Annotated in this window: 24 protein-coding genes and 1 pseudogene; 12 read left to right on the top strand and 13 right to left on the bottom strand. The window is 73.0% G+C overall.

Features of this window, described 5'->3' with window-relative positions; all coding sequences use genetic code 11:
• Window positions 1-14: 14 nt before the first annotated feature.
• The 3 genes from ACFWPI_RS05565 to ACFWPI_RS05575 all read left to right on the top strand — a co-directional run bounded on the left by ACFWPI_RS05565 (window position 15) and on the right by ACFWPI_RS05575 (window position 3073).
• Complete coding sequence (locus tag ACFWPI_RS05565; protein ID WP_380377278.1) at window positions 15-347, top strand: hypothetical protein; 333 nt, start codon at window positions 15-17, stop codon at window positions 345-347.
• 139 nt (window positions 348-486) lie between these two features.
• Window positions 487-1359, top strand: a complete 873-nt coding sequence (locus ACFWPI_RS05570; RefSeq protein WP_380377277.1) for a sulfurtransferase — start codon at window positions 487-489, stop codon at window positions 1357-1359.
• A gap of 187 nt (window positions 1360-1546) precedes the next feature.
• Entirely contained in the window at window positions 1547-3073 is a 1527-nt protein-coding gene (locus ACFWPI_RS05575) for a M1 family metallopeptidase (protein WP_380377274.1), read from the top strand.
• Between the two features lie 101 nt (window positions 3074-3174).
• Here the strand turns inward: ACFWPI_RS05575 and ACFWPI_RS05580 are convergent, their stop codons facing one another.
• The 3 genes from ACFWPI_RS05580 to ACFWPI_RS05590 form a co-directional block, all read right to left on the bottom strand.
• Window positions 3175-4023 (bottom strand): aminoglycoside N(3)-acetyltransferase, encoded by an 849-nt coding sequence (locus tag ACFWPI_RS05580; protein ID WP_380377273.1) that lies wholly within the window; start codon window positions 4021-4023, stop codon window positions 3175-3177.
• 142 nt (window positions 4024-4165) lie between these two features.
• On the bottom strand, window positions 4166-5137 hold the full coding sequence (locus tag ACFWPI_RS05585) for an NAD-dependent epimerase/dehydratase family protein (RefSeq protein WP_380377272.1): 972 nt from the start codon (window positions 5135-5137) through the stop codon (window positions 4166-4168).
• Window positions 5138-5245: 108 nt separating this feature from the next.
• The gene (locus ACFWPI_RS05590; protein ID WP_380377271.1) at window positions 5246-6595 is read right to left on the bottom strand and encodes a condensation domain-containing protein; all 1350 of its coding nucleotides are present in this window, start codon (window positions 6593-6595) and stop codon (window positions 5246-5248) included.
• A gap of 230 nt (window positions 6596-6825) precedes the next feature.
• Between ACFWPI_RS05590 and ACFWPI_RS05595 the strand changes: the two genes are divergently transcribed.
• Window positions 6826-8097, top strand: coding sequence for an MFS transporter (locus tag ACFWPI_RS05595; protein WP_380424599.1), 1272 nt, complete (start codon window positions 6826-6828; stop codon window positions 8095-8097).
• A 100-nt stretch (window positions 8098-8197) separates the two neighbouring features.
• On the opposite strand, the gene ACFWPI_RS05600 is transcribed toward ACFWPI_RS05595, so the two are convergent.
• On the bottom strand, window positions 8198-9040 hold the full coding sequence (locus tag ACFWPI_RS05600) for a class I SAM-dependent methyltransferase (RefSeq protein WP_380380283.1): 843 nt from the start codon (window positions 9038-9040) through the stop codon (window positions 8198-8200).
• 386 nt (window positions 9041-9426) lie between these two features.
• On the opposite strand from ACFWPI_RS05600, the gene ACFWPI_RS05605 reads away from it, so the two are divergent.
• Entirely contained in the window at window positions 9427-9885 is a 459-nt protein-coding gene (locus tag ACFWPI_RS05605) for a DinB family protein (RefSeq protein ID WP_380343078.1), read from the top strand.
• 48 nt (window positions 9886-9933) lie between these two features.
• Here the strand turns inward: ACFWPI_RS05605 and ACFWPI_RS05610 are convergent, their stop codons facing one another.
• Both ACFWPI_RS05610 and ACFWPI_RS05615 read right to left on the bottom strand, forming a co-directional pair.
• Window positions 9934-10428, bottom strand: coding sequence for a hypothetical protein (locus ACFWPI_RS05610; RefSeq protein WP_350883659.1), 495 nt, complete (start codon window positions 10426-10428; stop codon window positions 9934-9936).
• A gap of 183 nt (window positions 10429-10611) precedes the next feature.
• Window positions 10612-12207 (bottom strand): CehA/McbA family metallohydrolase, encoded by a 1596-nt coding sequence (locus tag ACFWPI_RS05615; RefSeq protein WP_380380281.1) that lies wholly within the window; start codon window positions 12205-12207, stop codon window positions 10612-10614.
• A gap of 199 nt (window positions 12208-12406) precedes the next feature.
• On the opposite strand from ACFWPI_RS05615, the gene ACFWPI_RS05620 reads away from it, so the two are divergent.
• Entirely contained in the window at window positions 12407-13339 is a 933-nt protein-coding gene (locus ACFWPI_RS05620; RefSeq protein WP_380380279.1) for a polysaccharide deacetylase family protein, read from the top strand.
• A gap of 25 nt (window positions 13340-13364) precedes the next feature.
• Here the strand turns inward: ACFWPI_RS05620 and ACFWPI_RS05625 are convergent, their stop codons facing one another.
• The 3 genes and pseudogenes from ACFWPI_RS05625 to ACFWPI_RS05635 form a co-directional block, all read right to left on the bottom strand.
• Entirely contained in the window at window positions 13365-13748 is a 384-nt protein-coding gene (locus ACFWPI_RS05625; protein ID WP_063346419.1) for a barstar family protein, read from the bottom strand.
• 41 nt (window positions 13749-13789) lie between these two features.
• Complete coding sequence (locus ACFWPI_RS05630; protein ID WP_380343065.1) at window positions 13790-14443, bottom strand: 4'-phosphopantetheinyl transferase; 654 nt, start codon at window positions 14441-14443, stop codon at window positions 13790-13792.
• Window positions 14444-14490: 47 nt separating this feature from the next.
• Window positions 14491-14710 (bottom strand): annotated as a pseudogene (locus tag ACFWPI_RS05635) (hypothetical protein); the annotation flags it as partial.
• Between the two features lie 19 nt (window positions 14711-14729).
• On the opposite strand from ACFWPI_RS05635, the gene ACFWPI_RS05640 reads away from it, so the two are divergent.
• The gene (locus ACFWPI_RS05640) at window positions 14730-14888 is read left to right on the top strand and encodes an SDR family oxidoreductase (RefSeq protein ID WP_363369598.1); all 159 of its coding nucleotides are present in this window, start codon (window positions 14730-14732) and stop codon (window positions 14886-14888) included.
• Window positions 14889-14913: 25 nt separating this feature from the next.
• Complete coding sequence (locus ACFWPI_RS05645; RefSeq protein ID WP_380380276.1) at window positions 14914-15723, top strand: SMP-30/gluconolactonase/LRE family protein; 810 nt, start codon at window positions 14914-14916, stop codon at window positions 15721-15723.
• 28 nt (window positions 15724-15751) lie between these two features.
• On the opposite strand, the gene ACFWPI_RS05650 is transcribed toward ACFWPI_RS05645, so the two are convergent.
• Window positions 15752-15952, bottom strand: coding sequence for a hypothetical protein (locus tag ACFWPI_RS05650; RefSeq protein WP_380380274.1), 201 nt, complete (start codon window positions 15950-15952; stop codon window positions 15752-15754).
• Window positions 15953-16213: 261 nt separating this feature from the next.
• Between ACFWPI_RS05650 and ACFWPI_RS05655 the strand changes: the two genes are divergently transcribed.
• Window positions 16214-16699: a cysteine/serine endopeptidase inhibitor gene (locus tag ACFWPI_RS05655; protein WP_380380272.1), complete on the top strand. Its 486-nt coding sequence runs from the start codon at window positions 16214-16216 to the stop codon at window positions 16697-16699.
• Window positions 16700-16800: 101 nt separating this feature from the next.
• Here ACFWPI_RS05655 and ACFWPI_RS05660 read toward each other — a convergent pair whose 3' ends face one another.
• The 3 genes from ACFWPI_RS05660 to ACFWPI_RS05670 form a co-directional block, all read right to left on the bottom strand.
• On the bottom strand, window positions 16801-17958 hold the full coding sequence (locus tag ACFWPI_RS05660) for a serine hydrolase domain-containing protein (RefSeq protein ID WP_380380270.1): 1158 nt from the start codon (window positions 17956-17958) through the stop codon (window positions 16801-16803).
• Window positions 17959-18163: 205 nt separating this feature from the next.
• The gene (locus ACFWPI_RS05665; RefSeq protein WP_380380268.1) at window positions 18164-18520 is read right to left on the bottom strand and encodes a hypothetical protein; all 357 of its coding nucleotides are present in this window, start codon (window positions 18518-18520) and stop codon (window positions 18164-18166) included.
• 15 nt (window positions 18521-18535) lie between these two features.
• Complete coding sequence (locus tag ACFWPI_RS05670; RefSeq protein ID WP_380380266.1) at window positions 18536-19780, bottom strand: helix-turn-helix domain-containing protein; 1245 nt, start codon at window positions 19778-19780, stop codon at window positions 18536-18538.
• A 196-nt stretch (window positions 19781-19976) separates the two neighbouring features.
• Here ACFWPI_RS05670 and ACFWPI_RS05675 point away from each other — a divergent pair, with 196 nt between their 5' ends.
• The 3 genes from ACFWPI_RS05675 to ACFWPI_RS05685 all read left to right on the top strand — a co-directional run bounded on the left by ACFWPI_RS05675 (window position 19977) and on the right by ACFWPI_RS05685 (window position 22037).
• A complete protein-coding gene (locus tag ACFWPI_RS05675) occupies window positions 19977-20396 on the top strand; it encodes an ATP-binding protein (RefSeq protein WP_380380264.1) in 420 nt (139 codons plus the stop codon).
• Window positions 20393-20545 (top strand): hypothetical protein, encoded by a 153-nt coding sequence (locus ACFWPI_RS05680; RefSeq protein ID WP_380380262.1) that lies wholly within the window; start codon window positions 20393-20395, stop codon window positions 20543-20545. Before ACFWPI_RS05675 ends, ACFWPI_RS05680 begins: the two co-directional genes overlap by 4 nt.
• Before the next feature lie 103 nt (window positions 20546-20648).
• Entirely contained in the window at window positions 20649-22037 is a 1389-nt protein-coding gene (locus tag ACFWPI_RS05685; RefSeq protein WP_380380285.1) for an NAD(P)/FAD-dependent oxidoreductase, read from the top strand.
• Window positions 22038-22140: the final 103 nt, after the last annotated feature.

Consider the following 22140-nt stretch of genomic DNA (forward strand, 5'->3'; position numbering starts at 1 on the left):
AAAGGCCATCAATCATGCGTCTCCGCAACACCGCACTCGCCGTCGCCAGCGCCGTCGCCCTCGTCCTCGCCGTTCCGACCTCCGCCAACGCCGCCACCGGCGACTTCCTCTACAAGGTCGGCCGTCTCCCCGGCACGCCGGCCGGGCTCGCCGACCCGGAGAGCCGCGTGTGCATCAACCTGTTCGGGGCCACCGACAAGGACCCGGCCTTCGCGCCGGAGAACCTCACCACCTCGACGGCCACCGTCTTCCTGGACTACGACTGCGACGGCGACGTCTACTACGTCATGAACCCCGGCAAGAAGCTCGGCGACCGGCTGAAGCTGCGCTCCGTGATCTTCTCCTGAGCCGGGTGGCCCGGGCCGGACGGTCGGCGTAGCGTCGAACTGTCCGGCCCGGTCGCCGGCGCCCCGCCGTGCCCGTGCGCGGCTCGCTGTGCCCCTGGTCGGGCGCCGAAAGCCTGGGCAGAGCGAAGGAGGGCCTGGGATGACCGGCAACGGCTACGCACACCCCGAGGCGCTGGTCCGCACCGAGTGGCTGGCCCGCCACTTGGACGACGGGACGATCCGGGTCGTCGAGGTGGACGAGGACACCGCCGCCTACGACCGGGACCACATCCCCGGCGCGATCGGCTGGAACTGGACCACCGACCTGCACAGCCGGGTCGGCCGCGACTACGCCGGCCGGGAGGGCGTCCAGCACCTGCTGCGGGCGGCCGGCGTGGAGGACGACACCACCGTGGTGCTCTACGGGGGCAACAACAACTGGTTCGCCGCGTACGCCTACTGGCTGCTGCGGCTGCGCGGCTTCGGGCCCGTGCGGCTGCTGGACGGCGGGCGCAAGAAGTGGGAGCTGGAGGGGCGCGGGCTCACCGAAGAGGTGATGGACTACCAGCACACCTCCTACCGGCTGACCGGGCCCGAGCGCCCGGAGCTGCGGGCGCTGCGGGACGAAGTGCTCGGCAAGGCCGAGCTGTTCGCCAAGCCCGGTTCGGACGCGGTGCTGGTCGACGTCCGCTCGCCCGCCGAGTACCGGGGCGAGCTGATCGCGCCGCCGCACCTGCCGCAGGAGCAGGCGCAGGTGCCCGGGCACATCCCCGGCGCGGTGAACGTCCCCTGGTCGCAGGCGGCCAACGACGACGGGTCGTTCCGCTCGGCGGAGGAACTGCGGGCGCTGTACGGGGGGAAGGGTGTGGAACCGGAGCGCGAGGTGATCGCGTACTGCCGGATCGGCGAACGGTCGGCGCACACCTGGTTCGCGCTCACCGAGCTGCTGGGGTACCCGCACGTGAAGAACTACGACGGCTCGTGGACGGAGTACGGCTCGCTGGTGCGGGCGCCGGTGACGCTCGGCGGGTGAGGGGGGCGGGGGCCGGGGCGTGAGGGGCGGGTGGGGCGCAGGGGGTCCCCGGGGTGTGTGGCGGTGTCGCGGCGGCGCCATGTCGGCCTGTTTCTTTTCATGAACATCTCACAATTGGGGAGTGGACCGGGAGCCGCCGGGACATGGATCGATCCGACCCATCGTCCCAGTGACCCTGGAGGACCACGTGCGCAAGAGGCTGATCGTCTCTGCTGCCAGCGCCCTGAGCCTGTTCCTGGCCGTCCCCGCCTCGGCGGCCGACTTCCAACCCGGCGCGGCCGGCATCGGAGACCCGTACTACCCGACCTACGGGAACGGCGGGTACCGCGTCTCGCACTACGACATCCGGCTGAAATACCAGCCCGCCACCGACGAACTGGAGGGCGCCACCACCATCCTCGCCACGGCGACCGAGAACCTCTCCCGCTTCAACCTCGACTTCGCGCTGAACGTCCAGGAGGTCCGGGTCAACGGACGTCCGGCGACCTTCGCCACCAGCGGGGAGCAGGAGCTGGAGGTCACGCCCGCCCGGCCGCTCGCCAAGGGCAGCCAGGCCACCGTGGTGGTCCGCTACAAGGGCGTCCCGTCCACCGTGAAGAAGTACGGCTTCACCGCCTGGCTGCGCACGCCGGACGGCGCGGTGGCCGCCGGTGAGCCCGAGTCGGCGTGGTGGTGGTTCCCGAGCAACGACCACCCGAGCGACAAGGCCACCTTCGACGTCTCGGTCCAGGTGCCGGACGGCAACCAGGTGATCAGCAACGGCATCCTGGCCGGCGCCGTCTCCCAGGCCGGCTGGACCCGCTACAGCTGGCGCGAGAACAAGCCGCAGGCGACCTACCTGGCCACCCTCGCGGTCGGCAAGTTCGACGTCACGACCGACTCCACGCCGAGCGGGCTGCCCGTCTACAACGCGTACAGCAAGGACCTCGGCGAGAACACCGACGCGGCCAAGGCCAGCGTCGAGCGCACCGGCGAGATCGTCGACTGGCTGAGCGGCTACTTCGGCGACTACCCGTTCAGCTCCGTCGGCGGCTACGTGCCCAACGTCAAGACCGGCTTCGCCCTGGAGACCCAGACCCGGGTCTTCTACAGCCCCCGGCAGTTCGCGCGCGGCTCCAACACCTCCGTCGTCGTGCACGAGCTGGCCCACCAGTGGTACGGCGACAGCGTCTCGGTCTCGCACTGGAGCGACATCTGGCTGAACGAGGGCTTCGCCCGGTACTCGCAGTTCCTCTGGTCCGAGCACGAGAACGAGGGCACGGCGCAGGAAATCGCCGACTACGTCTACGCCTCGCACCCGGCCGACGACCCCTTCTGGACCGTCAAGCCGGGCGACCCGGGCGCCGCCAACCAGTTCGCGAACGCCGTCTACGACCGGGGCGCGGTGGCCATCCAGGCGCTGCGCAATGCCGTCGGGGACGACAAGTTCTTCCAGATCCTGAAGGGCTGGCCCACCGAGCGCCGCTACGGCAACGCCTCCGTCCCGGAGTTCCAGGCGTACGCCGAGAAGGTCTCCGGGAAGAAGCTCGGGGACCTCTTCGCCACCTGGCTGTTCACGGCCTCGAAGCCGGCCGTCGGGCCGGCGCCGGCCGCAGCGGCGGCCTCGCTCGCGCCGGGTGCGGGCGCGGGACAGGCCGACGGGCAGCTGCCGGCGGAGCCGAAGTCCTGGAAGAAGATCCAGGAGACCAACTCGCTGCACGACGAGGAGCATTGAGGTCTGGGTGCGTTGAGCCCCCGGATGTGACCTGGTGATCTGGTGACCTGGTGACGGGCGTGGTCCGGTCGGCCGCTTGAGGAAGCGGGCGGTCGATCGGGTTACGCCGCTCCGAGGCCGTCCGCCGCCAGCAGCTCGGTGAGGCGGCGGACGGCGAAGGGTATGAGCTCCCGGACCGGGATCAGCCGGCAGGGCGCGTTGCCGACCAGCACCTCGCGGATGCCCGCCCGCTCCTCGAACTCCTTTCCCACGAGCGGGAAGTGGGTGTCGTTGTCGTCGCCCACGTCGGGCGCCTCGATCCAGACCCGCTCGCCCTGGATCGCCATCGGGAAGCGCCGGAGCTTGAGGCGGCGGTTGGGCGCGAAGGTCTCGGCGTAGTGCAGGAAGGTGTTGCGGTTGTGCCCGACACCGATCAGCAGCACGTACCCGCCGAGGTCGTGCAGCGCGCCGAAGGGCGACTCGCGGCCGACCGCGAAGCCCAGCGAGCGGCGGGCGGTGACCTCGCGGGCGTGCGCCCCGACCGCGGCGACCGAGGCCTGCGGATGCGTGCTGCGCAGGCTCTCCGACAGCGCGCGCAGCGCCTCCGGTACGGCGCCCATCGGGGAGGGGAGCCCGGGGTGGAACAGCGGGACGGCGGCGCGCCGTTCGGCGACCTCGGGGCTCGGCAGGCCGGCGTGCTCCGGTGCCGGGTCCCGGACGACGGCGGTGGTGAAGGTGGGCACCGCGACCGTGCCGCCGGGCCCGACCGCCTCGCGCAGGCTGGCCACCACGGCCGCGGCGCCGCCGTCGACCCGGCCGAGGCTGGAGAGCGAGGAGTGCACGATCATCGCCATGCCCTCGCGGACGCCCACCCGCCGCCAGCCGTCGACGAGATCGGCGGTGCTGAGCGGTGCGTCGAGCGGGGTGGTGCGCGGGCCGGCGCTGTGCGCGGTGGTGCGGTGCGCGGTCATGGTGCCCCCTGGCGGTGCTGTGCAGGTGCTGGTGGGATCGTTCGGGGCCGACCATAGCGCGTGACACTGACAACCGGTCAGGACGGGCTGGCCGTCCGGCAGTCCGTCCTGACCGGTCGTGCTGTGCAGGGTCGGCGGCCGTTCAGGGCCTCGACCCCGTCGCTTCGGCCAGCACCCGGGCCTCCTGCTCGGGCGTGAAGCCGTGGCCGAGGGGCGGTTCGCCGCGCTCGCGGTCCCAGGCGAGCACGTCGGCGGCGGTGACCGCGAGCGGGGTCGCCGGCAGCCCGGCCGCCCTGGCCCGGGCGGCGCTGCGCTGCTGTCCGGGCCAGAGCGGCGCGGCCCGGACCAGCGGGAAGAACGGCGGCGGCGCGCTCTCCGGCGGCACCGGGACGACCTCCACCTCGGCGCCCGCGACCTCGGCACAGGTGGCGATCAGCCCGCCCAGCGTGGTCGGCTCGGCCGGGCCGACGGCGTGGAAGGCGCCCGCCCGGCCGTCCTGGAGCAGCCGGACCACCAGCCGGGCCAGGTCGCGCACGTCGACCACCTGGACGGGCTGCTCCGGCCGCCCCGGCAGCGCGATCCGCCCGCCCCGGGCGGCCCGGCGCGCCCAGTAGGTGAGCCCGCGCTGCTCGTCGTGGGGGCCGGCCACCTTTCCGGGGCGCACGATCGTCGCCCGGTCTCCGTAGCGGGCGGTGACGTCGTCCTCGCAGGCGACCTTGAGCCGGCCGTACGTCTCCTCGGTGAGCTGCTCGGCGTCGCGCAGGGGTGCGCGGCGCGGGGCGGACTCGTCCGAGCCGGGGGCGAGGCCGGCGCGCTCGTACACCGCGTGGCTGGAGATGAACAGGTAGCGGCCGACCCGGTCGCCGAGTGCGTCCATGGCCTGGCCGACCTGGCGGGGGCGGTAGCCGCTGACGTCCACCACCGCGTCCCAGCGGCCGCGCAGGGCGGTGTAGTCGCCGGTGTCGCGGTCGCCGATCAGGTGGGCGGCGGCGGGGAAGAGACCGGGGTTGGTCCGGCCGCGGGTGAACAGGGCGACCTCGGCGCCGCCGCGCAGGGCGTCGTCGGCGATTGCGCGGCCGACGAAGGAGGTGCCGCCGAGGAGGAGGATCCGCATGGGCCCAGCGTAGCGGCGGGGCCAACGGGCCCGGGGGGAGCGGCGGGTGGCGGGGAGGCGCCGGAGGGCGCCGCGTGGTGCGCGGTGCCCTCCGGTCTCGGGACAGGCCTAGGTTGCTCCGAGGGTGCGGGCCTCGGTGAGGATCAACTCCTCGATCCCGTACAGGAAGCGCTCCATCGCCGGACGCGGGAGCACCGCGGGGTCGGCCGTCATGGTCAGGCTCAGTGCGCCCGGGGACTGCAGTGCGTCCAGGGCGTAGGTCAGGCCGGGGCGGGGCTCGAACTCCACCGGCCAGGTCAGGGTGGTCTCCTCGCCCGTCCCGGTGTCGGGGGAGGCGGTGACCAGCTCGCGGGTGTCGTTGAAGATGCAGGACCGGTCCGCGAGCGGGACGCCCTCGGCGGCGAGCCGCCCGATCTCGGCCTGCAGTCGCAGCTTGTCGTAGTAGGCGTGGCGGTAGGCGCCGATCGCGGCGGCGTTCGTGCGCCGGACGACGTCCCTGAACTCGGCGGTGGCGTCCGGGAGGTGGAACAGCCCGTCGCCCGCGACCACGCTCACCGCGTTGGTCAGCTCGGGCAGGAAGCGGTTGTTCACCACGACGTTCAGCACCGCCTCCGTCGAGCCCGACAGCCGGGCCGTCATCGCCGCCGTCGCCGCGAGCAGCACCGAGGAGGGCGTCACCCGGTGGGCGGCCGCCACCTGGTCCACGGCGCGGGGCAGCGCGGGCGAGCGCAGGACGGCGTTCGGGAACCTGGCGCCCGGCGTGGCCGGCTCGCCGGGCGGGGGGAACAGCCGGGCCGGGGCCAGCCGGAGCTTGCGCAGGAACTGTTTGCGGGCGCCCTCGTCCCGCCGCCGACCGCGCTCGGAGGCCTGGAACTCCGCCTCTTCCAGCGGCTGTTGGGCGGGCTCGCGGATCTTGGCCAGTTCGTCCGGCGAGGTGCCCTGGCAGAGCGCGGTCAGGTCGGCCACCAGGCGGTTCATCCCCGTGCCGTCCACCGCGGTGTGCGAGAGCACCAGGCTCACGTACCGGGCCGACCCGCCCGCCTCCACCACGCCGACCCGGATCGGCCACTGGGTGGCGGTGTCGAACGGCAGTGCCGCCAGCTCCTCGTGCAGCCGCGCGCCCGCCTCGACCGGATCGGCCGGCTCCGCGCAGTGCCGCACCTCCACCTCCAACCGGCCCTCGGCGTCGACCACTTGGTGTAACCGGCCGGCCTCGCCCGGCACCAGGCGGGTGTGCAGCGAGTCGTGCAGGTGGAGCAGCCCCTCCAGGCCGGCGAGCAGGGCGGGCAGCGGCAGCCCGGGGTCGAGCGGCGCCGCCGCGGCGATGTTGTAGCGCGGCGCGTCGGCCGGGGTGAGCCGGCTCAGGACGTCCCAGATGGCCTGTTGGCCCCAGGTGGCAGGGCCGGACCCGGCCCGGCCGGACGAGAAGGCGATCTCCAGCAGTTGACGAGTGGTCACCGTGTGGCTCTCCGATGTGGCGGTGGATCGTGACGTCGTGCCGGTGCGTTGGGAGCGCGGATGCTGCTGGGGAGAGTGTGGCGCACCGCCCGCCCGCCGTCGAGGTCCGAGGTTCGGGGCCCGGCGGGTGTGCGGCCGGGGCTTCCGCATCTATCTCGACGTGAAGTATCTTGATGTCGAGATTGATGTCGATCATGCAACGGGGGCCTGCCATGCGGGGGAACGGACTGATGGCGCAGCTGCGGAAGCCGCCGGGCGGGCGCGACGCGCGGATCATGCTGCTGGCGCAGTGCGTCGACCGGACCGGGAGCGGGGTGTGGGCGGCGGCCTCGGTGCTGTACTTCACCTACGTGTGCGGGATGGACGCCCGGCAGCTCGGCGTGCTGCTGGGCGTGGGCGCGGCGGCGGGGATCGCCGGGTCCCCGCTCGCCGGGCGGGCGGCCGAACGGCTGCCGGTGCGGTGGCTGCTGATCGGGTGCCACCTGCTGCGGATCGGAACGATGGGCCTGCTGCTGGTCGTCGACGACTTCGCCACGCTGCTCCCCGCCGTCGCCCTGACCTGTCTGGCCGAACGCGCGGCCAAGACCCTGGAGATGCTGTTCGCCACCCGGATCGCGGGCGAGCGGCGCGGCACGTACCAGGCGCTGTTCCGCAGCGTGGCCAACGCCGGGTACGCGCTCGGCGCGGGCATCGCGGCGATCGGCCTGGCGATGGGCACCACGAACGCCTACCGCGCGCTGATCGTGGCCAACGCACTCTCCTTCGCCCTCGCCGCCGTCCTGGTCTGGCGCACCCGGGAGCCGGCCGGGCGCGGCCTGGTCGCCGCGGCCTCCGAGGAGGAACCCGCCGCCGCGGCAGCCGCTCCGAGCCCCTGGCGCGACCGGGGCTACCTGCTGTTCGTTGCGCTGGACATGCCGCTGAACCTGGACGACTCGATCCTCAACGTCGGCCTGCCGCTCTGGCTCGTCCACCACACCGGCGCGCCGCACGCCGTCGTCCCGGTCTTCCTGATCCTCAACACGGTGCTCGTGGTGCTCCTGCAACTGCGCGTCTCGGCGCGGGCGCAGGGCCCGCGCGGGGCAGCCGCGGCGGTGGGCTGGTACGGCCTGACGCTGCTCGGCTGCTGCCTGCTGACCGCGCTCGCCACCGGCGGCGGGCCTTGGACGGCCTCGCTCGCGCTGCTGGCCGCGGCGATGCTCGTCACGCTGGCGGAGCTGATGCGCTCGGTCAGCTCCTGGGAGCTGGCGGTCGTCCTGGCGCCCCCAGGGGCCCAGGCCTCCTACCTGGGGGTGGCCGGGATGGCCCAGTCGGTGCAGAAGTCGGTGGGCCCGCTGCTGCTCACCGGCGTGGTGATGACGGCCGGTCCGGCCGGCTGGCTGGCCCTCGGCGCGGCGACCGTCGGCCTCGGCGCGCTCCAGCGCCGGGCCGGCCTGCGCCGGCTGGCGGCCCTGGCCGGCCCGGCGGCCGAGCCGTCGCCGCGGGTGGGGGCGGCGGTCGGCTGATCCGGCGCGTCGCGGCCGGCGGGCGCCCGCCGGGCCCGGAGCGGACGGCGGAGGGGGCGTCAGGGCCCCGCGACGTACCGGGGGGGGGCAGGACGGCTCGTCAGATCGACTGGCGGGCCGTTTCCGCCGGCCCGGGCCGGGTGGCGGTGACGACGTGGTAGTCGAGGAGGCCGCTGCGCCAGGCGGGGAGGAAGTTGCGGCTCCAGTGACCGGGAGGAACGGCGTCGGTGAGGTAGCGGTCGAGGCCTGGCCAGACGGCGTCGCCGATGGACTCGGTGGTGATGGTGGTGAAGCCGGCCGCGGTGAGGTCGCTGGTGAAGGCGGCGAGGGGGTGGGGGACGTCGAGGCCGTCGGCGAAGCTGGCGAGGAGGATGTTCAGGCGCTCGGTGATGTCCGGTCCGGCGGCGGCGAAGAAGGTGGTCACGACGAGCCGGCCGCCCGGGCGTAGGACGCGGGCGGTCTCGCGGGCGAAGCCGGTGAGTTCGCGGAAGTGCTGGGCGGCCTCGACGGAGTAGACGCCGTCCAGGGAGCCGTCGGCGAAGGGGAGTTGGTTGGCCGATCCGAAGGTGTAGGCCAGCCGATCGGGGTAGGTGGCCAGGGCTTTGGCGTTGACGGCGCGGGCGCGCTCGATCTGGTCGGGGTGGATGTCGACGCCGGTCACGCCCCCGAACCGGAACTCGCGCAGGGCGAGCGCCGCGCCGAGCCCGCGCCCGCAGCCGACCTCGGCCAGCCGCAGCCGCTCACGTGGCTCCGCGAACTCCCGCAGGACCCGGCGGTAGAGCTGTTCCTGGCTGTGGACCCGGTCCTCGGTCGTCGGGGCGGTGAGGTCCATGTCCTGCCAGTAGCCGAAGTTGATGAATCCACCGGCGAAGCTCGCGGCCTGGGACAGATCGCCGGCACCGTAGGTCCGGCGTACGGGGGCGGGGATGTGGTCGTGGCTCATGATGGTCGGTCTCCCGGTGTGTGATGTACCCGGTCTCGGCGGTGGAGTGACGACCCCGGACCGGGGGCGCTGAACGTGCTGCGTGACGATGTGGCGGCGCTGTGACCGGCACCGCGGTGCTCGGCGCCCGTCGGGCGCGCCGAGGTACGTACCCAAACCGGTGGTGATCCGAACACGGTACGTGATGGACCCCGGTCCGGGGCGGGAAAGGGGCGCGGAGGTGGCCCGGGGGGCTCAGAACACCGCCGCACTACCGGGGGCGGCTACCGGGCGCGGACGGCCGGTTCGCTACAGTCCGCGGGGATTCCCGAGGGTTTGAGGAGAGCGACACCGTGAACATCCCTGACCAGCGCCCCGCACCGCCGCTCAGCGGCGGCGAGCGCGAGATGCTGCGCGGCTTCCTGGACTTCCACCGGGCGACCCTCGCCCTGAAGTGCGAGGGCCTGACCGACGAGCAGCTGCGCCGGCGCTCCAGCCCGCCGTCCACCCTGACCCTGCTCGGGCTGGTCCGGCACATGGCGGAGGTGGAGCGCACCTGGTTCCGCAGGGTGATCGACGGCGAGGACGTCCCGCTGGTCTGGTCGCAGGACGGCGACTTCCAGGCCGCGTACGACGCCACCGGCGCCACCCGGGCCGAGGCCTTCGCCGTCTGGCAGGCCGAGGTCGAACACGCGCGCCGCATCGAGCGCGCCGCCGAGACCCTCGACGTCACCGGGTACCAGGCCCGGTGGGACGCCGACGTGTCGCTGCGGCTGGTGATGCTGCACCTGATCCACGAGTACGCCCGGCACAACGGGCACGCCGACTTCCTGCGGGAGGCGATCGACGGGGTGGTGGGGGCGTAGCCGTGCGCGCCGGGTGCCCGGGGACGGGGCCTTGGGCACCCCGGAGGGTCACCAGCCGAGCAGGTGGGTGCGGCGGGTGAGGGCGGCGAGGATGGACTCGGCGGCGCCGGCGGGGGTGAGGGAGCTGGTGTCCAGGGTGTGCGGGCCGGGGACGGCGCCCGGAGTGGGCTGGAGGACGACGAGGTGGAGGGCGGCGCCGGTGGTGCGGCTCTCGCGGCGGAAGGTGTCCAGGGTGGGCGGGGCGGCCGGGCACTCGACGATGACCTGGTAGCCGCCGGTCGCGTAGGCGAAGGCGGCCTGCGCGGCGGCGGCGAGGGCGGTGGTGTTCTGCCGCTCGGCCTCGGGGAGGTGCGGCGGGAGCTGGCCGCGCCGGATGACCCGCAGGAAGTCGTGCGCACGCAGGTGGACGCTCGGGTGCAGCTCCTCCGCGAGCCGGCTCGCGACCGGGCTCTGGCCGGCCCCGGCCGGGTCGACGAGGACGAGGACGCCGCCGGCGCCCCGGCCGCCCCCGAGCTCCGGCCCACCTACGGTCGTACGGTTCACAGCTGCTGATCCCTTCGCGGGCCGGGGACGGACGGGTAGCCGGGGCGAGGCGGTCGGAGTGCGGAAGGGCCGGCCGGCCCGGATACGGACAGCCGACCGCCTCGTCCCTACGACTGGTGCTTTCGGGGATCAACCTAGTCCACGCCGGTGCCCCGAGTCGTCCCCACTCCTGCTCCGGACGCCTCAGCGGTCCTCGACGCGCAGCACGATCGGGTTGGTGAGGGCCGCCATCGGGCCCCAGGGGAGGTCCGGGCCCATCGCGTTGCCCTTGCCGGGCGACCCGTCCGGCTTCGGGTGGCGGACCTCGGCCCGGACGTAGGCGGCGAGCGAGGCGGTGGTGCGCCAGACCACCGTGCCGGAGCCGTCGGCGGGCAGTGACTCCTGGTGCAGCTGGCCCTCGTCGGTGAGGAGGCGGACCGTCCCGCCGGGGACGCCGGAGACGGTGAGCCGGACGTCCAGCGGGGCGTCCGCCGGGACGGCCAGCTCCTCGCCGATGCCGGCCCGGCGGCCGTGCCCGGTGACGGTGAACTCCAGCTGGACGGCCGCGGATTCGGCGAGCCAGCTGCGCCCGTCGCGCAGCCCGTCGAGGATCGCGTCCCGGGTGAGGTCCTCGGCCAGGACGACGTTGTGCGGGGAGCCGATGATCTGCGGGGCGCTGTGCGCGTCGCTGTTGCCCAGGGCGGGCAGCCAGGAACGGCCCTCGCGCAGGGCGACGGCGAGCCGGCCGTCCCAGGTGTCGACCGCGGACTCGTCGTCGTACGTCCAGGGCCCGTTCCACACCTCGACGCCGTCGGCCTGCTCGTAGCCGAACTTCCACTGGCAGGCGACGTACGGGCAGTACGGGTGCGCGGGCACCACCAGGCCGCCGGAGCGGTGGACCTGACGGACGAAGCGCGGGTACTCCTCGTCGCGGGAGCGGTAGCGCCAGTCGACGAACTGGCCCGCTTCGAGGCCGAGGGCCAGCCAGTGGCCGTTGCGGGTGGTGATCTCCTCGCCCGGGATGATCAGCAGGTCGGGGCCGGCCAGCGGGCCCCAGACCGCGTGCGAGGAGCTGGTGTTGTGGTCGGTGGAGACGATGAAGTCCAGGCCGGCCGCGCGGGCGCCGGCGGCCACCTCCTCCGGGAGGCGCCGGCCGTCGGAGTGCACGGTGTGCAGGTGGCAGTCGCCCCGGTACCAGGCGCGGCCGCGGCCGCGGGCCCGCTCGGACGGGTAGTGCGGGGCGAAGGCCGGCCCGGGGGCGCCGAACCGGAGGGTGACCTGCACGTGGTAGTCCAGCCCCTGCGGCGCGATCTGGTAGGGGCCGAGGGCGAGGTGCCAGGTGCCGGGGTTGATCGGGCCGGGGAGGTAGCCGGGGGTCGCGGCGTCGCGGGCGAGGCTGAACTCGGTGCGGAAACCGCCGGACCAGCCGCGGAAACCGGGGCCGCCGAGGTCGGTGCCGCGTTCGTCGAAGATGCCGATGTCGCAGGAGTTGCCGGGGGTGCCGGCCGGAACGGGGGGTTTGTCGTAGCCGTAGCTGACGGCGATCTCGCGGACGCCGGCGGGGACTTCGACGGGGAGGTGGACGAAGTCGGGGGCGCCGGTGGGGAGGTGGCCGGTGAGGGTGAGGGTCCGTTCGGTGCCGGGGGCGCCGGGGGTGCCCGGGGTGGCGGGGGCGCCGGGTGCGGAGGCGGCGGCGGGGGTGGTCGCGGCGAGGCCGAGGGCGGCGGCGGCTCCTGTGGTGAGGCCGGTGCGGAGGAGGTCGCGGCGGGCGGGGCGTGGGGTGTCGTGGTCGGCGGGCATCGGGTCCTCCGGGTCGGGGCGGGCGGGTCCGTTCGGCTCCTTACCCGTGGTGGTGAATCAGGGGTGAGCCGGGGCCCACGGGCGGGGGGCGGGTCGGTGAAGGGGGTCGGCGTCGGCCGGGTCGGCGAGTTGCGGGCGATGACGATTAGTCCGTTCATATTCATAACGAGCGGATCGGGTCATCGCGGAGGAGACGGGTGTGGCACTGAGTCGGCGGGCGCTGCTGGCGGCGGTGGCCGGGAGCACGCTGGCGGGGTGCGGGCCTTCGGGGGGCGGCGGGGCGGCGGCCCCGGAAGCCTCGGAGGCGTCCGCTTCGGCCTCAGAGGCCTCCGGGGCCTCCAGGGCCTCGGCGATATCGGCGGCGACGCCGTCGGAGCCCCCGACGCCCGCCCCGACCGCTGCGACCGCTGAGCCCGCGAGCCGGGAGCCGACCCGGGCCGAGCTGGTCGCCCGGTACGGCGGCACCGCGCCGAAGGAGTGGGGGATGGAGGTCACCGGGGTGACCACCAAGCTGCCCGCCGGCGAGAGCGCGACGGCGCTCACCTTCGACGCCTGCGGCGGCCCCGGCGGGAACGGGTACGACGCCGACCTGATCGACTTCCTGCGGAAACGTTCCGTCCCCGCCACGCTCTTCCTGAACGCCCGCTGGATCGACGCCAACCCGGACGTGTTCGAGAAACTCGCCGCCGATCCGCTCTTCGAGATCGGCAACCACGGCACCGTCCACCGCCCGCTCTCGGTCACCGGCCGCTCCGCCTACGGCATCGCCGGCACCGGTGGCGTCGGCGAGGTGTACGACGAGGTCGCGGGCAACGCGCACAAGCTCGCCGGGCTGCTCGGCCACCCGGTGCGGTTCTTCCGCTCCGGCACCGCGCACTACGACGACGTCGCTGCCCGGGTGGTCGCCGACCTGGGGGAACGCGCCGCGGGCTTCACCGTGAACGGCGACGGCGGGGCGACGCTCAGCGCCGCCGAGGTGCGGCAGGAGATCGCGGCGGCCCCGCCCGGGGCGATCGTGATCTGCCACATGAACCACCCGGGCGGCGGCACCGCCCCCGGGGTGGTGGCGGCGGTGCCGGGGCTGCTGGCGGCGGGGCGGCGCTTCGTCCGGCTGTCGGACGTGCTGCGGTGAGGTGCGGGGGAGCCGCGCTGCGGCGTTAGGCCAGTCGGAGGCCTCCCGGGTGCTCCTCCTCGATGATCCGGACCAGCCAGTCGAACACCGTCGGCCCCTTGCCGGCCCGGGCGGCGGCGAGGTCGGCGCGGACGTGCTCGCGGTTGGCGGGGTGGCAGTGGGCCAGCCGCAGTTCCAGCTGGCGGACCGTCTCCGGGTAGCCGAGGTTGCGCCGGGAGACCGCGTGGTCGCGCCACTCGATCAGGTAGTCGCCGTCCTCGGGGGTGCCGTAGCCGCCGCGCAGGCAGTCGGCGAAGGCGTCGAGGTTCCGGCCGAAGTAGCCGTCGCTGCCGATGGTCTCACCGACCACGTCCCAGAAGTCGTCCAGCGTGTGGATCCGGGTGCCAGCTATCACATAGGTCACGGTCACGGGGTCGAGGATATGCCGAGTGCGGTCGTCGGTGCGCCGGACTACCGGGCGACCGCGATGGCGGTGGCGAGCAGCCCGTCACCGACGGCCCAGCGGCCCTCGAAGCCCTCGATGCGGCGGCCGTTGACGTTCGGGCCGGGGACCAGCAGGCGGGCGGTGAAGGAGCCGTCGGGGGAGAGGACCAGGTCGGCCTCGCTGAAGTCCAGGAACTGCTCGGTGAGCGGGAACCACGCCTTGTACACGGATTCCTTGGCGCTGAACAGGATGCGGTCCCACGGGGTACCGGGGTGCTCGGCGAGCAGGTCGACGATCCGCTTCCCCTCCTCGGGCAGCGCGATGACGTCCAGGACGTCGTCCGGGAGCGGCAGGGCGGGCTCGGCGTCGATGCCGACCGAGGCGAGGTCGCCGGAGCGGGCGACGGCCGCCGCTCGGAAGCCCTCGCAGTGGGTGAGGCTGCCGACGACGCCGTCGGGCCAGCTCGGGGCGCCGCGCAGGCCGGGGACCAGCGGGCGGTAGGGGATGCCGAGGCGGGTGAGGGCGGTGCGGGCGCAGTGGCGGACGGTGGTGAACTCCCGGCGGCGCTTGGCCACCGCCTGGACGACGGCGGCCTCCTCGGCCGGTTCCAGCCGGGCCTCCGGCGGGTCGTCGTAGGACACCTCGGTCACGACGGCGTCCGGCAGCAGGTCCCCGATCACACGCTCCCCCTCGGTCGGTGCGCGGACGGCCGCCGCGCGGATCGAGCCTAACCCGGGTGGGGGTGGTCCCGGCGGGCCTTCCGGGGAAGATCCACCAGGGCCACCAACACGCCAGGGCCACCGGGCAGGTAGGTGACGGAGTGCAGGCCGCCGGTGCAGCGGAGGGAGCGGTGGCGCTCGTACACCGGCCAGGACACCGGGGACTTGCGGTCGACGCCGACGCCGATGCCCTGGAAGGGGGGCCGTGCCGATCAGTTGGTGGACGGATCCGCAGCCGAGCACCGCGATGCTACGGTCGTCCCCACTGGGGCGGTTCGGCAGTGCGGCCGAGGTCGCGCGGGTGGTCGGCTTCCTGGCGAGTGAGGAATCCTCGTTCATCAGTGGTGCCTGCCTCGCCGTGGACGACGGACTGACCGCGATGCTGCCCGAAGCCCTGCTGCGCTGACACCTTGTTCGAGGAGGGCCCCGCTGTGCGTGCCGAACCGGTCGCCGACACACCGTACCTGGAGCTGGGCGAGGGCCCGCTGTGGGACCAGTCCGCGCAACTGCTGCGCTGGATCGGCATCCCCGACCGGCGGGTGCTCACCCTGGACCCGGCCTCGGGCGCGATCGGCTCGGTCGAACTCGACGTCACCCCCGGCACCTTGATGCCGTACGGCGACGGCGGACTGATGCTCGCCACCGAGCGCGGCTTCGAACGGCTCGACCCGGCCACCGGCCGCACCACGCTGGTCGCCGCCGTCGAGGCCGACCGCCCGGACCGCCGGATGAACGATGGCAAGACCGACCCGTACGGCCGGCCGGTCGCCGGCTCGATGGGGCGGGGGGAGCCGCGCGAGCCAGGATCGCTGTACCGGCTGGAGCGCGACGGCGGCGTCCGGGCGATCCTCGGCGGGCTCGACATCCCCAACGGCCTCGCCTGGCCGGAGCCCGACCGGCTCTGGCACATCGACACCACGACGCGCCGCATCGCCCTCTACCCCTACCCCGAGCACGGCCCCCTCGGCGAGCGGATCCGCACGCTCGACGTCTCCCACCTGCCGGGTTACCCGGACGGCATGACGCTCGACGCCGACGGCAACCTTTGGGTGGCGTTCTGGGACGGCTGGGCGGTGCGGTGCCTCTCGCCGGGGGGTGAGGTGCTGGCGTCGGTCGAGCTGCCGGTGCCGCGCGTCACCAGTTGCGCCTTCGGCGGGCCGGACGGGCGGACGCTCTACATCACGTCCGCCCGGTCCGACCAACAGCCGCTCTCCGGCGGGCTGTTCAGCGTCCGGGTGTGAGGGGGCCGGATTTGAAGGGTCCGCGTCCCTACTGCCCGAGCAGGTGGGCGAAGTCCAGCCCGAGGCTGCCGAGCACCGGCAGTGCGCCGAGGTCGGTGACGGCGCCGACGGGGATGCTGTAGCCCTGGTTCACGGCGCGGGGTACGGGCACGGGTGCGGCGTTGGCGGGTGCGGCGGCGGCCGGGATCAGGGCGGCGCCGAGGAGCAGGGCGGCGAGTGCGGTGCGCATGGGGCGGGGCCTCCGGAGGTGGGCGTGGTGGCCTGTCAACACCCTGCGGCGCGGTGCGGTCACGTATCTTCGTCCCTTCGGCCGTATTGGTAAAGATTCCTGACTTGTGTTCATGTCAACATGGCGGCGGTCTGGACCGCACCGCCGTCGGGCGCATACGTTCTCTTCACTCGGACGGGCATCGGGCGGTCTCGCCGAACCCTCTTGGGGCTTCGGCGACTTCTGTCTGTCATGTCCATGGCTAAAGAACCGGAGGGAACCATGCGCGCCATCAGCAAGAACCTCAGGATCCTCGCGGGCGCCCCGCTCGCGGCCGCCGCCCTCATCGCCCTCACCGCCGGCACCGCCAGCGCGGCGATACCGATCAACACGCCCATGGCCGGCAAGGCCACCTACTACAACGACGCCGGCTACGGCGCCTGCGGCACCCAGATCAACGCCTCCAACCAGATGCTCGTCGCGGTCTCCCACACCTGGTGGACCAGCGCCAACCCCAACAACGACCCCCTGTGTCAGGGCATTTCGGTCAAGGTCAGCTACCAGGGCAAGACCGTCACCGTCCCCGTCCGGGACAAGTGCCCCTCCTGTGACGCCGGCCACCTCGACCTCAGCCAGCCCGCCTTCGCCCAGCTGGCCCCGCTCGGCCAGGGCGTCATCAACGGCCTCACCTGGCAGTTCGTCAAGGCCGGCCTGAACGGCAAGACCGTCGAACTCTCCGAGCCCATCACCGGCTCCACCATCGGCTGAGACCGCGGATGAGCGACCGTGCCCGCCCCGTGACGCGGGGGCGGGCACGGTCGTCGCCCGGGGTCCGCTCTCGCGTGTGAGCGCCTGAGTGCCTGACCGCCTCAGCGGCAGAGCGCGGCGTCGACGGCGTCGGCGACGCGCTGCTTGACATCGGCAGAGGGCAGGGTGGTGACGGCGATGTCGGCGGCGCGACCGTCCTCGGTGACACCACCGCGGGTCACGTAGCCCGGGAGCGTGCCGCCGTGGCCCCAGTACACACCGCCGCAGGACAGCGGGCGGCTGGCGAGCCCCAGCCCGTACCGGCCGCCGGGGCCCATGTACTCGGCGGGGACGGTGATCTGCATCTGGGCGAGCTGGGCCGGGGCCAGCAACTCGCCGCCGAGCAGGGCACGGAAGAAGCGGTTGAGGTCGCTGTTCGTGGAGACCAGGGCGCCGGCCGTCCAGGCCCAGGACATGTCCTGCTCGGTGACGTCCAGCGGCTGGTCACCGGGCTCCTCGGTGACGTAGCCGTGCGGGTGGCGCTCGTGCACCGTCATGTCGCCCTGGGCGGGGAAGTACGTGTGGCGCAGGCCGATGCGGTCGATGACCCGGCGGGTGATCTCCTCGCCGGCGGGCCGCCCGGCGACCTTCTGGATGATCAGACCGGCGATCAGGTAGCCCGTGTTGCAGTACTTCCAGCCCTTGCCGGGCTCGAAGTCGGGCTTCTGGGCGAGCGCGAGGTCGAGCAGATCGCGGGGCTCGTGGTACTGGGAGGGGCTCTGGTCGGGCAGGAAGTGGGTGTAGTCGGGCAGGCCGCTGGTGTGCTGGAGGATCTGGTGGACGGTGATCTTCCGCCCGTCGATGCGGCTGCCGTCGGCGCCGGTGCCGCGGACGAGGCCCGGCAGGTAGGTGTCGAGGGAGGCCTCCAGATCGACCTTGCCCTCGGCGGCGAGTTGCAGGGCGGCGACGGCCGTGAAGGACTTGGTGTTGCTGCCCGCCCGGACCTGCCCGTCCACGGGCACCGCCGCGCCGGTGGCCAGATCGCCCACCCCGGCCGTGTAGGTGCGGGTGTGCCCGTTCCGGTCCCGCACGGTGGCCAGCGCGCCGGGCACACCATCCTGCCGGACCAGCGCGTCGAGCCGCTGCTGGACGACGTCGGCTCGGGGGCCCGCCGCCTGGGCTGCCGGCGCGGCGGCCACGCCGAACAGCAGGACGCCTGCGGCGACGGCCGCTGCGCTGAGCCGGAATGGTCGAATCCTGTACGGCGTGGACGGGTTCACGGAGCGTCTCCTCTCGTCGGGCCGGCGCGCCCGGGACTCCAGGGCACCACACGGTGCCAATGGCGGTCGTCCGCGCGCAGAAGGAGCGTGGGCCGAAGCCATGGTCCTGACGGCCTACGACCTGTGGGGTACGAACTGCGACCGACGGGCGCTGCGTAATGGTGTCCGCCCCTGCGCGTCGCGGGGGCGGACACCCGGGACTCACCTAGACCAGTCGCTCGATCGCCTCGAAGATGTCGGCGTCGGTCTCCTGCTGCCACTTGGGCAGGTCGTTCCAGTCCGCGACGTAGCCGGGCTTGGGGCTCTCGATGTGCTTGTGGATCTGGGCGATCCAGCAGAGCGAGACGAAACGCCCCTTCTGCTCGCGGGAGAGCTTGGCGGTCGTCCCGCTGCTCACGGCCACGAAGTCCCGGACCTGCCCGAACACGGCTGCAGCGCAGTCTCGTTCCCATTCGGGAGTCTCCTCCCACGGGGCGATGTAGCCGAGCTTCGGCTCGCCAGGGAAGTGCTTCTTCACGCCAGCGATCCACGCCTCACGGAAGATCCGGCCGTCCTCGGTCATGAGCTATTCCTTTCCTCATGCGGCGCGTTGGAGCGCCGTAATGTGGTCGTGCAACTCCGCGATCCGGTTGTCTCTCATCAGAGGTGCAAGATGTGGCTTCAACCCGTTGAGCTTCTTCGCGATGTAGCCGGATCCTGTCTCGTCCGCAAGAGCCATGGAAGCCGTGCTGAGCTGGACCACCTGCTCGATGTCGCCGCTGTTGGCGCTGAGAGCCGCGAGTTCGGCGAGAACGGCGCCGCGACGGCGAGGAGAGAGACTGACGTTCAGGGCGCTCCGAAGTGACTCTTCGGCGAGGTCCGGTCGGTCGAGTGCGAGGTAGCAAGTTCCGCGCTCCTCGGCGAGGCGGGTCCCGTCGAAGCGCAGCCAACCGCTGTTGTGGATTGAACCAGTGAGGCCGTGTACCTGCTCGGCTTCTGCAAGCGCTCGATCGCAGGCCTGGAGCTGGCCGAGGCCGGCATACGCCTGGGCCTGGACTGCAGAGACCCAATGGCGGGTGGAGAGTCGGGCATCTCCTCGTCGGGCGACGCGCGCCGCCGCTGCGAGAATCGGCTCGGCTGAGGCGAACCGTCGCTCGGAAAGTTCGATGAAGGCGTGTCGAGTCAGAGCACATGCCCATAGGTCAAAGTGTGACGCCTCTCTGCCGGCTGCCGCCGCGAGGGTGTAGCAGTGCGCGGCGTCGGTATATCGATTGGCGTCGAAGAGGATCTCGCCGGCCAGTTGGTAGAGGTCACCCACCTGCGCGCAAAGCCGCGTCCGTGCGAGCTCAGAGCTGACGGCCCGGAGCTCGGCCGCGAGCACTCCTAGTTGGTGGCGAACCAGGGGGTAGACATCCTGCTTGTCGCGTGATGCGGAGAAGATTCGCCACAGGTCGGCGTTCGCAGGGGCCGTGGACTCGTGGAGCATGTCGGAGGTCGGCGGTGCGGCTGTGCTCTCGCCGCATGGGAGGGTGATCAGCACGCCCGTTGCTGCAATTAGCCCCAAGGCATCGCGTCGCTTCATGTCGTCACTTTCGTGGATGGGCGCAGGCGTTGCTTGACGGACTGGCGCCTTGAGCTGAGGATCTAGAAGTCCGTCCAGCTCCGAGGCGGTGACCTTGAGGAGCGCTGCGAGCTTTGGCCTCTGTTGAGGCTGGGGGTCGGCGCGGCCGCACTCCCAGCGGGTGACAGTGGACGTGGCAACACCAAGATCAGCAGCGAGCTGTTCCTGACTGTAGCCCAACTCTCGCCGCCGCCGGGCGAACAGGTCGCGCTTGCCGCTCATCCGTCCCCGTTCCACGAACGTCATCGTTCCAGGCGTGTGCCGTGGACGCCTGGGAAACGCCTGGAAAGCGCCTGGGTTCTGCTCTGGTTGACGGTAACGCATTGTCGTTCACTGGTCACACGCTGCTTCGGGTTGATGATCTGTGGGCCTGCACCCGGCTGCGTCTTCGTTCGAGACTCTGGCCGAGGGGCTGTTAATGACGAGTGGGCTTCTGATCGCTGGCCGGGCGTCGAAACCGGCGACCGTGATGCTTCCGTACTTGCCGGAGTCGGCCGCTGCGGCCCGGCGGATGGTTCGGGCGAAGTTGGAGGAGTGGGGGCTGCCGGAACTGGTCGACGATGGAGAGTTGATCGTCAGTGAGTTGGTGGCGAATGCTGCCAAGACCGGGTGTCTGACGCGGATGACGGTCACCATCCGGCGGATCACCGATCGGACGGTGCGGGTCGCGGTGCGGGACGGGTCTGGGGCGTTGCCGGTGCTGATGCTTGCGGGGGAGGACGAGGAGTGCCACCGGGGGCTGGCGTTGGTGCACAGGCTGACGAAGGGGCGCTGGGGAGTCGTGGTTGAGCCGTTCGGGAAGGTCGTGCATGCGGACCTGGCAGTGGGTCGGCCGTGAGGGATGAGAGTGGGATCGTCGACCCGGTGCGGGTGTGGCCGGTGTACGGGGAGAGCTTGGCGAGGCTGCGGAGGGTGGGGGTGCGGATCGCCGAGTTCGCGACGGGGGCGTACAGCTGGACGCGGGTGCTGGAGCTGTTGGTGGTCTGACAGGGTGGCTGGCCGGGCGGGGGGATCTTGGCAGTGTGGGGGTGTTCCGGCGTGACCGGTGCGGCGTAGCGTCCGGGCAGGTCGGCGACGGGTGTGGGAGGTTCTGGTGGCGGTCAACGGCGAGGTGTCGTTCTGGTACGCGGCGAGTGGGCTGCCGGAGCCGGGGCCGGCGTTGCCCGGGAGCGCGGATGTGGACGTGTGCATCGTCGGCGGCGGGTACACCGGGCTGTGGACGGCGTACTACCTGAAGAAGGCGGAGCCGTCGCTGCGGATCGCGGTGCTGGAACGCCGGTTCTGCGGCTACGGCGCCTCGGGGCGCAACGGCGGGTGGCTGTACAACGGTTTCGCGGGCCGGGGCGCGTTCGCGAAGCGGTACGGCCCGGGTGCGGCGGCGGCGATGCAGCGGGCGATGGACGAGGCGGTCGGGGAGGTCGTGGACGTCGCCGCCGCCGAGCGGATCGACGCGCACATCGTGCGCGGCGGGGTGCTCGAAGTCGCCAGGAACAGAGCCCAGTTGGAGCGGCTCAAGGCTTTCGCCGCCGCCGAGCGGGCGTACGGCGAGGGTCGCGTCGAGCTGCTGGGCGCGAAGGAGGCCGCCGACCGGATCGCCGTCGCGGGCACCCTCGGCGGCACCTGGACGCCGTACGGTGCACGGATCCAACCAGCAGAGTTGGTACGCGGGTTGGCGAGGGTGGTGCGGGACCTCGGGGTGGCGGTGCACGAGGGGACGGCGGTGACGGCGATCCTGCCGGGCACCGCGTACGCCCGGCCGCGCGCGGTGACGCCGCAGGGCACGGTGACCGCCGAGTACGTGCTGCGCGCGACCGAGGGGTTCACGGCCGGCCTGCGCGGCGAGCGGCGGACCTGGCTGCCGATGAACTCGGCGATGATCGCCACCGAGCCGCTGCCGCCCGCCTTCTGGGCGGACGCGGGCTGGCAGGGCCGCGAGGTGCTGGGCGACTTCGCGCACGCCTACATGTACGCGCAGCGCACCGCGGACGACCGGATCGCGCTGGGCGGCCGGGGTGTGCCGTACCGGTTCGGCTCGCGGACGGACGCGGACGGCGGCACCCAGGTGGAGACCGTGCGCCAGCTCCGGCAGATCCTGAACCGCTTCTTCCCGGCGGCCGCGAGTGCCCGGATCGACCACGCCTGGGCGGGCGTGCTCGGCGTGCCCCGGGACTGGTGCGCCACGGTGGAGCTGGACCGTGCGAGTGGTCTCGGCTGGGCGGGCGGGTACGTCGGCAGCGGGGTGACCACGACGAACCTGGCGGGCCGGACGCTGCGCGACCTGGTCCTCGGGCGGGACACCGGGCTGACCGGGCTGCCCTGGGTGGGCCACACCGTGCGCCGCTGGGAGCCCGAGCCGCTGCGCTGGATCGGGGTGCACGCGATGTACGCGGCCTACCACGCGGCGGACCGCCAGGAGGCGGGCGGACGGGCCGCCACCTCGCCGATCGCCCGCGTCGCGGACATCGTCTCCGGGAGGTAGCGGCGCGGACGGTAGCGGCGCGGACGGCGGCGAGCACGCCGGACGGTGGCGATCCCCGGGGGGGGGGCGCCCCCCCCGGTACGCCCCCGGGGTAGGCCCCGCC

It is taken from the genome of Kitasatospora sp. NPDC058492, from assembly GCF_042720685.1.
GTDB lineage: Bacteria > Actinomycetota > Actinomycetes > Streptomycetales > Streptomycetaceae > Kitasatospora.